At 45.2% G+C, this 14,354-nt stretch carries 8 protein-coding genes; 7 read left to right on the forward strand and 1 reads right to left on the reverse strand.

The features are described 5' to 3' along the window. Nucleotides 1-157 precede the first annotated feature (157 nt). The 3 genes from FM107_RS16405 (at nt 158) to FM107_RS16415 (ending at nt 2,489) form a co-directional block, all read left to right on the forward strand. Nucleotides 158-838, forward strand: coding sequence for an ATP-binding cassette domain-containing protein (locus FM107_RS16405; RefSeq protein ID WP_086949578.1), 681 nt, complete (start codon nt 158-160; stop codon nt 836-838). A gap of 143 nt (nt 839-981) precedes the next feature. Next, nucleotides 982-2,064, forward strand: coding sequence for a Gfo/Idh/MocA family protein (locus FM107_RS16410; protein WP_086949579.1), 1,083 nt, complete (start codon nt 982-984; stop codon nt 2,062-2,064). Between the two features lie 56 nt (nt 2,065-2,120). Continuing rightward, the gene (locus FM107_RS16415) at nt 2,121-2,489 is read left to right on the forward strand and encodes a YidH family protein (protein WP_086949580.1); all 369 of its coding nucleotides are present in this window, start codon (nt 2,121-2,123) and stop codon (nt 2,487-2,489) included. A gap of 110 nt (nt 2,490-2,599) precedes the next feature. Here FM107_RS16415 and FM107_RS16420 read toward each other — a convergent pair whose 3' ends face one another. Then, nucleotides 2,600-3,334, reverse strand: coding sequence for a GntR family transcriptional regulator (locus tag FM107_RS16420; protein WP_086949581.1), 735 nt, complete (start codon nt 3,332-3,334; stop codon nt 2,600-2,602). A 240-nt stretch (nt 3,335-3,574) separates the two neighbouring features. On the opposite strand from FM107_RS16420, the gene FM107_RS16425 reads away from it, so the two are divergent. The 4 genes from FM107_RS16425 to FM107_RS16440 all read left to right on the forward strand — a co-directional run bounded on the left by FM107_RS16425 (nt 3,575) and on the right by FM107_RS16440 (nt 14,344). Further along, entirely contained in the window at nt 3,575-5,419 is a 1,845-nt protein-coding gene (locus FM107_RS16425) for a class I mannose-6-phosphate isomerase (RefSeq protein WP_179204531.1), read from the forward strand. Next, on the forward strand, nt 5,406-6,752 hold the full coding sequence (locus tag FM107_RS16430; RefSeq protein ID WP_086949582.1) for a sugar porter family MFS transporter: 1,347 nt from the start codon (nt 5,406-5,408) through the stop codon (nt 6,750-6,752). Before FM107_RS16425 ends, FM107_RS16430 begins: the two co-directional genes overlap by 14 nt. 3 nt (nt 6,753-6,755) lie before the next feature. Further along, nucleotides 6,756-11,180, forward strand: a complete 4,425-nt coding sequence (locus FM107_RS16435) for a GH92 family glycosyl hydrolase (RefSeq protein ID WP_218779030.1) — start codon at nt 6,756-6,758, stop codon at nt 11,178-11,180. A 68-nt stretch (nt 11,181-11,248) separates the two neighbouring features. After that, on the forward strand, nt 11,249-14,344 hold the full coding sequence (locus tag FM107_RS16440; protein WP_218779031.1) for a TonB-dependent receptor: 3,096 nt from the start codon (nt 11,249-11,251) through the stop codon (nt 14,342-14,344). The last annotated feature ends 10 nt before the right edge of the window (nt 14,345-14,354 follow it).

Raw genomic sequence — 14,354 nt, forward strand, 5'->3', positions numbered from 1 at the left:
TAGCGTCATTGTTGAGTAAGTATGTGTATTTCCCGAGAAGCTTGCCAATACCTGACGCCATTCTGTTTCTTCTGGGCGTAATCTTTGTTCCGTCTGTGCTCGTGTTTATTCTGTATTTTTATGTTAAATCACGAGGGAATCTTAAAGCAATATTGAAATGATTTTAATTCGGAACTTGTCGAAAGGCTATGGTGCAAAACGAGTCTTGAAAGACATTAATTTCACCTTCAATCGGGGGGAAGTTCATGGGATTGTCGGGAACAATGGCGCAGGTAAATCTACCTTTTTTAAATGTATTGCGGGCATTGAGAACTTTGAAGGCAGTGTCGAGTCGGAATTTAACAGTATTAAAGATCACATGGGTTTTCTGAGTACTGATCCTTATTTATTTTCGAAAATTACAGCCGAAGATACTCTTCGGCTGCTTTGTCACGCTAGAAAAGTTAATGAAACCAATTTTTCTGGAAAAAACATCTTCGATCTACCGCTTCAGGAATATGCTGTGAACTATTCGACAGGCATGCGGAAAAAACTAACGATAACCGGCATCCTTTTGCAAAAGAATGATTATTTTATTTTTGACGAACCTTTCAATGGACTTGATCTTCAGAGCAATATTATTGTGACAGGTGTAATTCACAGGCTCAAGGACCTCAACAAGATCGTGCTTATTAGTTCTCATATTTTTTCGACGCTAAAAGATTGCTGTGATGAAATTCATTTGTTAGACAATGGTTCGGTATTAAAAAGTGTTGGTAAAGCGGGTTTTGATGCTGTCGAGCAGGGGATGAAAGAATTGACGCTGGGTGATAGGATTGCGATGCTTGGTCTGGAATGATGAAGCAAATTTGTGTTCGTAACACGTAGCCTTCTGTTTCAACGATTTGATGAAATTATTAATCAAAACATGACAGTATCACTGGAAACAATTAGGCAATCAAAAAAATAATACCTAATTTAAAATTAATTAAACTATTGCTTATGAAATCTATTGCACTAAGTTGTATACTGACACTATTTGTTTGTAGTGCTTTTTCGCAGACACCACTAAGAGTCGCTGTTGCTGGATTAAGCCACGGACATGTTGACTGGATATTTAATCGCGCGGAAAAAAGTGATATTGAATTGGTTGGGATCTTCGAGGAGAACCCCGATTTGGTCGAGCGGTATGCCAAACGCTATAATATTGACAAGTCACTTTTCTTTTCCACGCTCGAGGATATGTTAAAGGAGGTAAAACCTGACGCTGTATCGGCCTTTGGGGCGATCAGCGATCATGTCACCGTGGTGCGTGCCTGTGCGCCTCGAAAAGTCCACGTGATGGTGGAAAAACCCTTGGCAACAACGCTTGCCGATGCAAAGGAAATCGAAGTATTAGCGAATAAAAATAACATTCATGTTTTGACAAATTTTGAAACATCGTGGTACCAAAGCAATCAACAAGTAAAAAGCATGCTTGAGGACGGTCAGTTGGGTGATCTTCGAAGAGTTGTCGTTAATGACGGCCATGAGGGGCCTAAAGAGATTGGCGTGAGCGATGAGTTTTTTGACATTCTTACCGACCCCCAAAAGAATGGAGCCGGTGCCCTAGTAGACTTTGGATGTTATGGTGCGAATTTAATGACTTGGTTGATGAAAGGCGAGAGGCCAATCTCGGTAACAGCGGTTGTACATCAGAACAAGCCCCATATTTATAAAAACGTGGACGACGAGGCGACCATTATTCTGCAATATCCCCGGGCGCAGTGCGTCATTCAGGCATCTTGGAACTGGCCTTTTTCGAGAAAGGATATGGAAGTTTATGGTACCAAAGGGTACGCCATTGCGGAGGATGCGACCACTCTCGCTACGCGTTTGAAGCACGGAAGCGAGCGGCAAACAATTGAGCTTGCTGCGCGCCCGGCGCCGTTTGATGACCCCTTTTCGGTTTTAAATGCGGTCGTCAAAGGTACATTGGTGTTAGAGGAAAACGACCTTTACGGCCTGCGAGTCAATGTTGCTACAGTTGAAATTCTTGAAGCGGCAATCCGTTCGGCAGAAAAATCGAAAACGGTGATCCTTTAGTACATAGTGGAGCGGGAGGGTTGTAGCTTGCTGTTAATTTTTGAAATAAAAAATCGATGAACGAAAATAGAACGAATGACCACCTGGCAAATGAACGGACATTTCTTGCCTGGGTCAGAACGAGTATTGCGGTGATGGGGTTTGGCTTTGTCGTCGTGAAATTCTCTATATTCCTCACGCAGATCAAGATGATGTTGGATACGGAGATTCGATGGCAGTCCGGCCGCCAGTCCGAAACGATCGGTATGTTTTTGATCGCTGCCGGCGCACTGTTAACCTTAATGGCATATCTGACGTATATCAGAACCAAACGGCAAATCATCACGGGTGGTTATGCTGGTTCCAATCCATTAATTTTGTTCGCCGTGATCGCAACGCTTATCACCAGCGCATTTCTCATTGATTATGTGCTAAGTACTATATAGCCCGCCGTATACCGAATTTCCGTTAGACATTGACGGATCGTCAGACTAATTATTGCGTTCTGTGTTCAAAATTGCATTTGCCAGAAAACAGTGACACAGGCCTTTAATTACTAATCTCGAGTGCTTTCAACCGTATACGTAAAGCTCTCTGCGTTGTAATATCCAAGATTAAACTCAATCGGACGGCCCCCTTGATCGTATACATGCCGCTTGCGAAAAAGTACGGGCTGGTGAGCGTCGATTTCAAGTTTTTCAGCTAAAAAGTCTCCCGCCGCGCGGGCGCCAATTTCTTCCATCGATTTATCAGCAACTACCGCGTGGGTTCGCTCAAGCATCTCATACAGCGGCAGCTTAAAATCCTCTTCGCCCGTTAAGTTGACTCTTGGGTGGAAATAAGATACGAAATATACAAATGGACCTTCAATAGTCCCACGCAAGCGCACGAGCTTCAGAATTTTTTTATCTTTTTTTATTTCGAAGAAATTCGAAAGCTCTTGGTCAGGGGTGACCCAACTTACATGGAGCTCAAAGTTCCGGATAGGAATCCCTCGCGCAGCCATCTCTTGGGAAAAGCTAAGCCAGTTTTTGGATTTGGTACTCAGCGAACGATTGTCATTTACCCATGTACCAACGCCCTTCTTTCGAATTAGGAGTCCTTCGTAAACCAATTTATTTATTGCCTGCCTCAACGTAGTCCTTGAAATCGCCAATCGCTTGGCTAAATTGACTTCATTGGGAAGAAGTTTGCCTTCACTATACTCAGTGGAGTCTACCATTTTTCGCAGTAATTGTTCTACTTGGATATGCAAGGGAACCGCGCTTGAATGATCTATACTTACTTTCATTATCTATTCGTATTGGCGTAAAAGTACTACAAAATTTTCAATAAATTAATATGTATATACATAATGGTTTTTTTAGCATAAAATAGTCTCTAAAAATTTGGTTGTGGATTTAATTTACTTAATATTGTATCTGCTAAAACCTATTAATGAGTCAGATTGCCATTTGTGTATGCCTTGTTAATACGTTTAGAAGGTATTCTATGTAAAACCTATATGTATATACATGATAATAAATTTTAAATGAATAGTAAAGAAAACCAAAGGAAAACGAATCAAGGAGTCATGCCACAAATTCTTCCCGCGCCGGTGGCACGTGAGAAAGGATATAATTTATACCCTTCTCATTTTTTGCCATCGGGAGATATATTTACCGGTTACGATTCCTTGGCAGATTGGATGACTACCCATGCGGTGGTAAAAATAGACGGTTATGTCGGTGTGAACTGGGTGACGGCTAGAACCGCTTTAGCGGATGCGTTCGATAAACGCGGAGTGCGTGTCAACTGGATTGAAATGGAGCAGTTTTTAAAATCCGAAAGTGAGCTCGATGAGCTCATCGCTCCTTATTTAGGGGACGCAGATTCGGTATGGGGTACCAATACGAAGTTGGCGCTTGCGGACCTTTTAGTCATCGAACAGCTTCAAGACGTAAAACTTGATTCGAGCTTCCAGGTTAATATTATTGTAGGCGTGGGGGCAGCGCTTGCCCCAATTCAGGCGCCGCTTGTGTACCTTGATCTTCCGAAAAATGAGCTTTTGTACCGTATGCGTGCGAAATCCATTACAAACATCGGGTCGGCCAAAATAGCGGATGACCGTACGATGTATAAGCGGTTTTATTTTGTGGACTGGGTCGTTTTAAATGCACATAAGCAAACCTTAATAAATGAGATAGCAATTTTCGCGGATACACAGTGGGATAACACACTTTCCTGGGCGCTATCGGAAAATATTTTTTCAGCAATGCGCAAAATGGCAACGAGCGTTTTTAGGCCACGACCATGGTTTGACCCTGGCGTGTGGGGTGGACAGTGGATGAAAGAACGGTTTAGTCCGCTCGGCGCGGAGGAGCAGAACCTGGCCTGGTCATTTGAGATTATCGCCCCAGAAAATGGGGTTGTATTTCAAAGTGACGGTGTACTTTTGGAACTCAGCTTCGATACGTTGATGTTTCGCGAGCAGCAGTCTATTCTGGGGGAGCATGCAACGCAATTTGGACATTATTTTCCAATACGTTTTGATTTTTTAGACACCTTTGACGGAGGCAATCTTTCGATACAGTGCCACCCTCGTTTATCGTACATACAGAAGAATTTTGGAGAGAAATATACGCAAGACGAGACGTATTATATGTTGGATTGCAAGCCAGGTGCACAGGTGTATCTTGGCTTTCAGGAAGACATCGTCGCAGCGGATTTTCGGCAAGCGCTGGAATACAGCGTAAAAAGCAATCAGCCGGTAGCCATTGAGAAATACGTCCAAAGATTTACCGCTGCTAAGCATCAGCTGTTTTTAATTCCCAGCGGCACGGTTCATAGCGCCGGCAAGGACAATTTGGTGCTTGAGATAAGTGCAACACCATATATATTTACGTTTAAGATGTATGACTGGCTGCAGAAGGACGCCCAAGGTAACCCCAGACCAATAAATATCGACCACGCATTTCATAATCTGGATTTTGAGCGTAAAGGTGCACGTGTCGCGGAGGAATTTATTTCAGTGCCGAAGCTTCTTGATCAGGGCCAAGGCTGGAAGGTGGTTCATCTGCCTACCCATGCGGAACATTATTACGATGTTCACCGCTTGGAATTTGATTCCAGTATTGAGGTGCAAAACGACAATGTATGCCATATTCTAATGCTTGTGGAGGGAACATGCATTCAGGTTATAACAGCCGACGGATCGGCCAGTGAATTCAATTATGCGGAAACATTTATAATCCCTGCGGGGGCGCGGAACTACCGCTTAGTGAATACCACAAACCACCCAGTAAAAGTCATCAAAGCATTTTTAAAATCATCCGAACAACAAAGCGGATTGCGAGATTCATATGTGAATAATCAAGGAGGCGATGGAAAAGACTAGCTCATTTTTGGCCCTAATATGTACTATTGCCTCAATAGGAGGCTTTCTGTTTGGCTTTGATATGGCAGTGATTTCAGGTGTTCTGCCACTCATGCAATCGCAATTTGAGCTCTCCGCGGGCCAAGAAGGGTGGCTCGTTTCCTCCGCGCTTGTTGGCTGCATTATCGGTGTCGCGCTTTCGGGAATGATGACCGACAAATTCGGACGTCGAAAACTGCTTTTTGCTGCGGCCATTTTATTTTGGTTTTCGGCGCTAGGCTGCGCACTTCTGGACACTTTTTCAAGCATTATTGCGGCACGAATTGTCGCCGGAATTGGCGTAGGTATCGCTTCTAATATTGTGCCGCTTTACATCTCCGAAATGGCCCCCGCAGCAAAACGGGGGCGGTATGTCACCTTTTATCAGCTCGCGATAACAATAGGGATATTAGTAGCCTACGTCAGTAATTACGTGCTTCTACTTAATGATGGACACGGCATATCTCCCACAGGGTTGTGGAACTATCTTTTTATAGAGCAGAAATGGCGAGCCATGTTTTTAGTGGGCTTAGTCCCCTCCACACTATTTGTCATTGGACTATTTTTTGTACCCGAGAGCAGCCGGTGGCTAGCACAAAATAAAGCGCCTGGTGCCGAACTAGGCGGTCGGACGGACCAAAGTGACATCGATAATGCAGCGAATAAAGGAAGCTATAGTATGCTTTTTTCGAAAGCACTACGCCGCCCGATGCTTCTGGGTATACTTTTGCCGCTTTTTTCGCAATTTTGTGGAATCAATGCCATTATTTACTATGGACCGACCATCTTAAAAGACGCAGGCATTAGTATGGACAACTCGTACCAAAGTCAAATTCTATTTGGGGCGGCCAATATGCTTTTTACGTTCATTGCGATCTGGAAGGTGGATCAGCTAGGACGCCGTCCACTATACCTGGTTGGCTCTTTCTGCGCCGCCCTTAGCCTAATTCTTACCGGTATTTTCTTTTACCTTGGTAATGTTCCAGGGCTATGGATTCTCGTGGCGGTTACTTTGTTCTTGGCCAGCTTTGCATTTTCAATTGGTCCGCTTAAGTTTGTAGTTGCCTCGGAGATATTCCCAACGGCCGTCCGCGGTAAAGCTTTAGGGATAAGCATCATGGTTATGTGGGTGGCCGATGCAATTATCGGTCAGCTTACCGCCGTAATGATTCGTGAGCTCGGCGTGGCGTATACCTTTTGGCTGTTCGGCATCTTTTGCGTCATCGTTTTTATCTCCGTCTATAGGCTGCTGCCCGAAACTAAAGGGAAAACATTAGAAGAAATTGAAAAATTTTGGAAGAAATCGAAAAACTAACCTATGATGATTACTATAAATAAGTTGTTAAACGTATTTTTTTATCTCGTACTATGCATGACCTTTGGGGCATCATCGCTCTATGGACAGCAATCCGTTGTGTGGTCGATCGGCAAGAACGATAATCAGGCAGCAGATATGGCCCTTTATCCCGATGCATATGAAGATTTTCTCGGCCACGATTTTGGCTACGAAGATCGATATTTTATGATCGGCAGCAGCGAGAGCAAAACGGATTTTCCGTTTGTACTTCCTGGACCCGATAATTCTTGGGGAGGTACAGGCCGCACCGCGGGTATCCGTTCTCATTTCATAACGCTTGGTTTTGAATTAGCCACTGCTAGTGAGGAGACGGGCAATAGCTCGGCAAACGAGAACGACGGCGCATGGCGTTTATCGTTAGATCTCCTAGATGTCGACCCCCAGCATGGGGTCGTTTTAAAGATGCAGGTCAATGGGAAGCCTTTCGTGTATAATTTATCGAGCAAGAAAAGTAGCGCTACCGCACGTACGACGCAGGAAGCTAAAAAGACGGAAACTCCGCCGGTCGGTCCTTTTTCAAACCAGGACCAACAGCTTTTGGATATCGCTTTACCCAGCGGGCTTATCAAACCCGGATACAATGAAATTATAATTACTTCCCTGGACGGGGGCTGGGTGGCATTCGATCAGCTTAAACTTACGGGTGCTGGCTCGGCGGCAATTAAACCAAAGGCCGGTGCTATTATCAGAAATGTTAGTGCAGCGAAGTTTCAAACAAAAGAGGGCGCACAGCCGCTTCTCGTCGATGTTATCCATGCCCGTGCCAACACCCGTCTATCGGTGATCCTGGATAATGAAGAAATATATAATGTCAATTTGGATAGCGGTCGCTCGGTACTAGAAGCGCCGATGCCGGTTGTGATCGACGATAAAGAGAGCAGTTATGAAATTTTTGTCGACGGCCAAAAGCAAACTGCGGGCAACATCAACCGTAGTGCGCAGCCGATTGCCGGGCCGGCAGATTACGTCAGCACAATGATGGGGGCAGCACATTCCCGATGGATGATTGCTCCAGGACCGTGGATGCCCTTTAGTATGGTGAAGCTGAGTCCCGACAACCAAAATGGAGGATGGCAAGCGGGGTATGACCCAACATTTGAGTCTATCGGGACTTTCAGTCATATCCACGAGTGGACGATGGCAGGCCTGGGCACATTCCCTGTACGTGGCGAGCTAATAACGGATGTCGGCGATCAAAGTGGGGCGCACGGAGGTTACCGCTCGAGAATTGATAAAACGACTGAAGAAGCTCCGCTAGGGTATTATAAAGTTGACTTAACCGACTATGATATTCAGGCAGAGCTTACTGCACTTACTCGCAGCAGCTTCCAGCGGTATACCTACAATCAAGGTGATACCGGACGCGTAATGATTGACCTCAAGATCCCGTCGGAATATAACTACGACCTCCATAAAGTAAATATCACAAAAGTGAGTCCGCAGCGCATCGAAGGAACAAGTGAACAGTTCTCTAAGCATGTTTGGTCAGGCGATGTAAACCAGGATTATACTATCTATTTCGTTATCGAATTTGATCAGCCCATAGTCCGCTACGGGTCTTGGTTGAATGATCAGGTTAGTTTAGGTAAGGAACTCCTTGCCGACAGCGCAAATACCGCAGGGTTGTTCGCTGAATTTGATCTTCAAAAAAGTAGGACCGTGCAACTGCGTACCGGGATATCATTTGTAAGTCTTGAAAATGCTGCGGAAAACCTCCAACAAGAGATTGCGGAGCCATACGGCTGGTCTTTCGACGCTGTTAAGCAACAGAACCTCGACACATGGAATGCGCTGCTTAGCCGCGTGGAGATTAGCAGTGATAATTGGCTTCAGAAACACAAGTTTTACAGCAACATGTACCGCACGCTTGCGAGTCGTAATACCTTCAGTGATGTGGATGGTCGCTGGCGATCGGCCGATGAAAAAATACAGCAATTTAGTGATAAGCAGGATGTTGCATTGGGCTGCGATGCTTTTTGGAATACCTTCTGGAACTTAAATCAATTTTGGAACCTAGTAACGCCCGAATGGTCTAACAAGTGGGTACGTTCGCAGCTCGCTATGTATGATGCTAACGGATGGCTCGCCAAAGGACCCGCCGGGATGGAGTATGTGCCTGTAATGGTTGCTGAACATGAAATACCGCTTATTGTGGGCGCCTACCAAATGGGGATCCGCGACTACGATGTTGAAAAGGCATACGAAGCGGTAAAGAAAATGCAAACCACAAAGGCCACTTCGGTAGCCGGAGGTTTCGCTGGAAACCGTGACTTGGAGACCTATCTTGCTCATAAATATGTCCCTTACGATAAGGGCCGTTTCTCCAATTCAATGGAATATAGCTTTGATGATTGGACGGTCGGGCAGCTGGCTAAAGCATTAGGGAAGATGGACGATTATGAGCTTTTTAATGACCGCGGTCAGTGGTGGAAAAATGCAATCGATTCCCAAACCGGTTACGCGCGACTTCGGGATTCCAAGGGCGACTGGCTTGAAGATTTCGACCCTTTTAAGTCGGGCGCGAATAAACACTACGTAGAAGGCAATGCATGGCAGCTCACTTTTTTCGTTCCCCAGGATGTTCCAGCGCTGGCCGAAACGATTGGTAAAGATAAATTTGTCGAACGCCTAGAGTGGGGTTTTCAAGAGAGCACAAAATGGCGTTATAATGGCCCGAACGATCAATACTGGGATTATCCAGTAGTACAAGGAAACCAACAATCAATGCATTTCGCTTATCTCTTCAATTGGGTGGGCAAACCTTGGCTAACTCAGAAATGGAGCCGCTCAATTGGCGAACGTTATTACGGTTCGGGTGTTTCCAATGCTTACCTAGGTGATGAAGATCAAGGACAGATGAGCGCTTGGTATCTGATGAATGCCCTCGGCTTGTTCCAAACAGATGGCGGTACCAGCATCGAGCCACAGTACGAAATAGGTAGCCCCTTGTTTGAAAAAGTTACCATAGATCTAGCTGGACAATACGGCCGTGGTGAATCATTTACTATTGAGGCAAAAAACACAAGTAAGACAAATATATACGTGCAGCGTGCACTGTTAAACGGCAAACCGCTCTATGACTTTAAATTCCCCGCATCGGAAGTTTTAAAAGGAGGGAGCCTCGTATTAGAAATGGGCCCTAACCCTAATAAGTCCTGGGGTCAGGGAGATCTTAAGAAGCAGATTCAGTCCGATGGACGCTTACAGGCGGTCAAAGACAAAGCAACAGAGCTGGTGAAAAGCGGTTTCACCGCCGGCGACGGGTATGCTGAAGTATGGATAAGAGACTACAATACATTTATTAGCTTGGCAAGCGGGCTGCATGAGCACGAAAAGACGAAAGAAAACTTACGCGTATTTTTCCGCCTGCAAGGCAAAGATGGTAATATCGTCGACGGTTTCATCCCGGCCGAGAAAGCCAAACAATCCAAAGTTAGTTACCAGTACATTTATTCGGACCTCGAGCCAAATTATGCTGGCCACAAGAATACGGTTGAAACCGATCAAGAATCTTCGCTGATTCAAGCGGTTTACAAATATATTCAAGCGAGCGGTGATGATGCCTTTTTGGCCGAATCAATTGCTGGAGTAACCGTCAAGAAGCGGTTAGCGCGCGCATTAGATTTTTTGATGGAGCACCGCTTAAACAAGAAATATGGTTTACTCTGGGGTGCTACCACCGCCGATTGGGGGGATGTGCAACCGGAACATCCATGGGGCGTAGTGTTGGATGAGAATTCGCATTTAGCCATCGATATTTATGATAATGCAATGTTTTTAGTGGCCCTCGATAACTACTTAACAATGGACCCCGAGGATGCTCCAAAATGGCAGAAGATACGGGCAGATATTGCCCGTAATACGATGGAACATCTGTGGGATGAGTCCCGCACCAAGTTTAAACCACATATTTATCTTAAAAATTCGCCATTTGCGAAAACATTTAATGAGGATGAGGTCTTTTATCATGGGGGAACAGCTATTGCACTGGAAGCTAACCTGCTTTCCAAAGCACAGGCAAGGGCATCGTTTGACAAAATGATCGACAATGTCCAAAAGTCTGGCGCCCCTTCGGTTGGCCTAACGTTATATCCAACTTATCCAGCGGGGAGCTTTCAGAATAAAGGAATGGCACCCTATGACTACCAGAATGGTGGAGATTGGACTTGGTTTGGTGGCCGAGTTATCAAACAAATGATAAAAATGGGGTTCTACCAAGATGCATACGAGCAGCTCGTTCCAATGTTGGATAGAGTGCTTAGCAACGACGGATTTTATGAATATTATAGCCGAGATAATCAACCTAGTGGGTCCGGTTCATTCCGAGGTTCGGCAGGTGTGTTGTACGACGCAATCTTGCTATTACAGGAATATGCCGCTCATTAAGGCCAATTATATTAACAATTATATCAACAAACTAAAATGTTATGATTACTTATTTACAAGCAAATCGAATGAAAAGAAAGTTTGGCGTAGCTGCATTTTCTTTGTTAGCATTTTGTGCGCACGGTGAGGCTTTCTCGCGTGAACCAATTAAAATGCTAACAGTAGCCCCGGTGCAACAGACCGTTTCCGGCGTTGTCAAAGACGCCGAAACAGGAACGCCAATTCCTGGGGTAACAATTACCGTTAAAGGGACCACCGTCGGCGGGCAGAGCGACGCGGAAGGCCGATTTTCGGTACCGGCGGAGGTTGGGCAGACTCTGGTGGCGACATCCATAGGTTTTGCGTCAATGGAGCAAACGATTACAACAAACACCGTAAACTTTGAGCTAACCCAAGACAAAGCATCGCTTGAGGAAGTGGTGGTCGTGGGCTACGGTACGATGCGTAAATCGGATGTTACCGGGTCGATCTCCATGGTAAAAGGCGAGGACATGATTAAAGCACAAAGCTTTAGTCCGCTCGACAACCTGCGTGGTAAGGCCGCCGGAGTAAATATCTATTCGAACTCTAGTCAGCCGGGCGCGTATGCAAATCGGGTGGTAATTCGGGGGACAGCGACAATCAACTCTTCATCAAACCCTCTTTATGTTGTCGATGGTGTGGTGATGGAAGACTTCCATCTGCTAAACCCAAATGACATCGAGCGTATCGAAGTATTGAAAGACGCCTCCTCGGCAGCGATCTACGGAGCGCGCGGTGCAAACGGTGTGATATTGGTAACCACAAAGCGTGGAACTAAAGATGGTAGCAAAAGAGTCAGCTACCAGGCCTCAGCAAGCATAAGCTCGCCGCAGCGTTTTATGGATGTGCTAGATGCGAACGAGTGGGTTCAAACGTTTATGATTGGCCTGGAAAACGAAAACAAATGGCACGGGAAAAATTGGTCGCTGAATAAAGGAGACTGGTTCGACGATCCGGATTATTTTGATAGCAATGGTGATCCGCTCTACAATACCGACTGGCAGGAGGAGGCGACAAGGACGACGCTCTCGCACAACCATCAGCTCAACATTCAGCAAGGGGACGAAAACTCTTCTATCGGTGCGTTTATCAACTACACTGATCAGCAAGGAATCGTTAATAATACCGATAATAAGCGTATCAACGGCAAGCTCGCCTACGATGTGACACCAAAAGAATGGCTAACCACCAGTATCAATTTGACGGCTAACCATACCTGGGGTCGGTATACGCCGGAAGATGGTGGCGGTCAAGATGCTAGACGTACAATGATCGAAATGCTCCCGTGGTATCCAATTTATGACCCAGCAGGCGAGTACACATCCTCTTCTTCCTCTTCAGTTTCCGATGTACTTGGATTTGAAGGAATGTCCAATCCGGTAGCGATCCTGGATAAGCAGCGCAGAATGCGTTACAACACGCAGATTTTTGGTAATGCCGCATTAACATTTCATCTCGCTGAAGGGCTTGATCTAAAAACACAGTTCGGTATTGATAGTCATAAGAAAGCTTATAAGGGCTATTCATCAATCATCTTAAATAATCTTTCGATGCCAAACGGTTGGGCGGAAATAGAGAACTCCGACATCTTGTACTGGCAGGAGGAAACTTATCTGACATATAACAAAGAGTTTGATAAACATCGCATCAACGCAATGGCGGGTTTATCTTGGCAAGAGCGTACCTATAGCGTGAACGGTTCACGGACTGAGGGGTTTACCAATGATTTCTTTGAATGGAATAATATGGCAGTAGGAAGTACGCCTGACGCACCAACTTCTGCTTGGGACCGCTGGGCGATGAATTCGTATTTCTTACGTGGGGCCTACACCTATAACGACCGCTACTCTGTCACCGTAACGGGGCGTTATGATGGCTCCTCGAAATTTGGGACGAACAACAAATATGCATTTTTCCCGTCCGTTGGACTCGCGTGGAACGTCTCCAATGAAGATTTTATGGCGGACAACGAGTGGATAAGCAACTTGAAATTACATACGAGCTACGGTTTGACAGGTAATTCCGAGATCAGCCCCTACCGTTCGCTCGCGAATGTTACTTCCGGAACGATTCTGATGGATGGTTCGCGTATGCCATATTCTTATATTAACAGTATTGCCAACCCAGATTTGAAATGGGAGAAGACCAGTACTTACGATGGGGGTATTGAAATAGGACTATTTAATAACCGGTTAAACTTCGACGTATCCTATTATTCGCGCGAGACGAGTGACTTGTTGCTCGACGCGCCGCTACCTAATTCGACAGGATTTGCATCGGTCATGCGTAATATTGGCTCAGTTTCCAATAAGGGATTTGACATAATGGTTAACGCCTCGCCAATCCAGCGTGAGGATTTCTCGTGGACCACAACGCTAAACATGAACTATAACAAAAATGAAGTATTGGAGTTAGGTGTTAATAACGAAGATATCTTACTTAACAGCTGGGTTGGAGGCCCCAACAGTATTATACGAGTAGGGGAGAACTTAAACAGTTTTTATGGGTACAAACGCGACGGCGTCTACACGATTCAGGACTTCGAGAACGGTGATATTGAGCAAAATCAGATCGGTAGACCGAAGCGTTCTTCAACACAAGAGATACTCGGTAAGGGTGCACCGGACTGGTCGGGAAGTTTTATTAATAACTTCAATTATAAGTCGTTCGACTTCATGGTCGATTTACAATTTGTGTATGGTGTAGAAACGATGCAACAATTTTACCATTCGACATACGACCGTTTTGGTTTAACCAATGGCTTGAAAGAGATTCTATACGATGGGTATGACGGAACGAACCCAAATACGAACCAGCAAGCCATTGTATTGACAAACGAAGGGCACGCAGGGCAAGACACGAATGTCGATTCCTCGTGGGTCGTTGACGGTTCGTACCTAAGGGTCAACGTTCTTCAATTAGGCTATACCTTCAACCGAGATGTTGTTAGTCGTCTCGGAATTTCAGGACTAAGGATTTATGCCAGTGCAAATAACCCGTTTTTAATTACCTCAAAGGAGTTTAAAGGGTATGATCCTGAAGGAACTTCACAAGGAGATGGCAATAAATTCGGACAGAATATGGTGTTTTTCGCGTATCCGCGTGCAAAAACATTCACATTCGGTTTAAACCTAACATTATAATTGAAAGAGG

Source organism: Sphingobacterium sp. JB170, assembly GCF_900163865.1.
GTDB lineage: Bacteria > Bacteroidota > Bacteroidia > Sphingobacteriales > Sphingobacteriaceae > Sphingobacterium.

Coding starts and splice junctions, on each gene's coding strand:
- FM107_RS16405 (WP_086949578.1), top strand. CDS start 158: ATGATTTTAATTCGGAACTTGTCGAAAGGCTATGGTGCAAAACGAGTC.
- FM107_RS16410 (WP_086949579.1), top strand. CDS start 982: ATGAAATCTATTGCACTAAGTTGTATACTGACACTATTTGTTTGTAGT.
- FM107_RS16415 (WP_086949580.1), top strand. CDS start 2,121: ATGAACGAAAATAGAACGAATGACCACCTGGCAAATGAACGGACATTT.
- FM107_RS16420 (WP_086949581.1), bottom strand. CDS start 3,334: ATGAAAGTAAGTATAGATCATTCAAGCGCGGTTCCCTTGCATATCCAA.
- FM107_RS16425 (WP_179204531.1), top strand. CDS start 3,575: ATGAATAGTAAAGAAAACCAAAGGAAAACGAATCAAGGAGTCATGCCA.
- FM107_RS16430 (WP_086949582.1), top strand. CDS start 5,406: ATGGAAAAGACTAGCTCATTTTTGGCCCTAATATGTACTATTGCCTCA.
- FM107_RS16435 (WP_218779030.1), top strand. CDS start 6,756: ATGATGATTACTATAAATAAGTTGTTAAACGTATTTTTTTATCTCGTA.
- FM107_RS16440 (WP_218779031.1), top strand. CDS start 11,249: ATGAAAAGAAAGTTTGGCGTAGCTGCATTTTCTTTGTTAGCATTTTGT.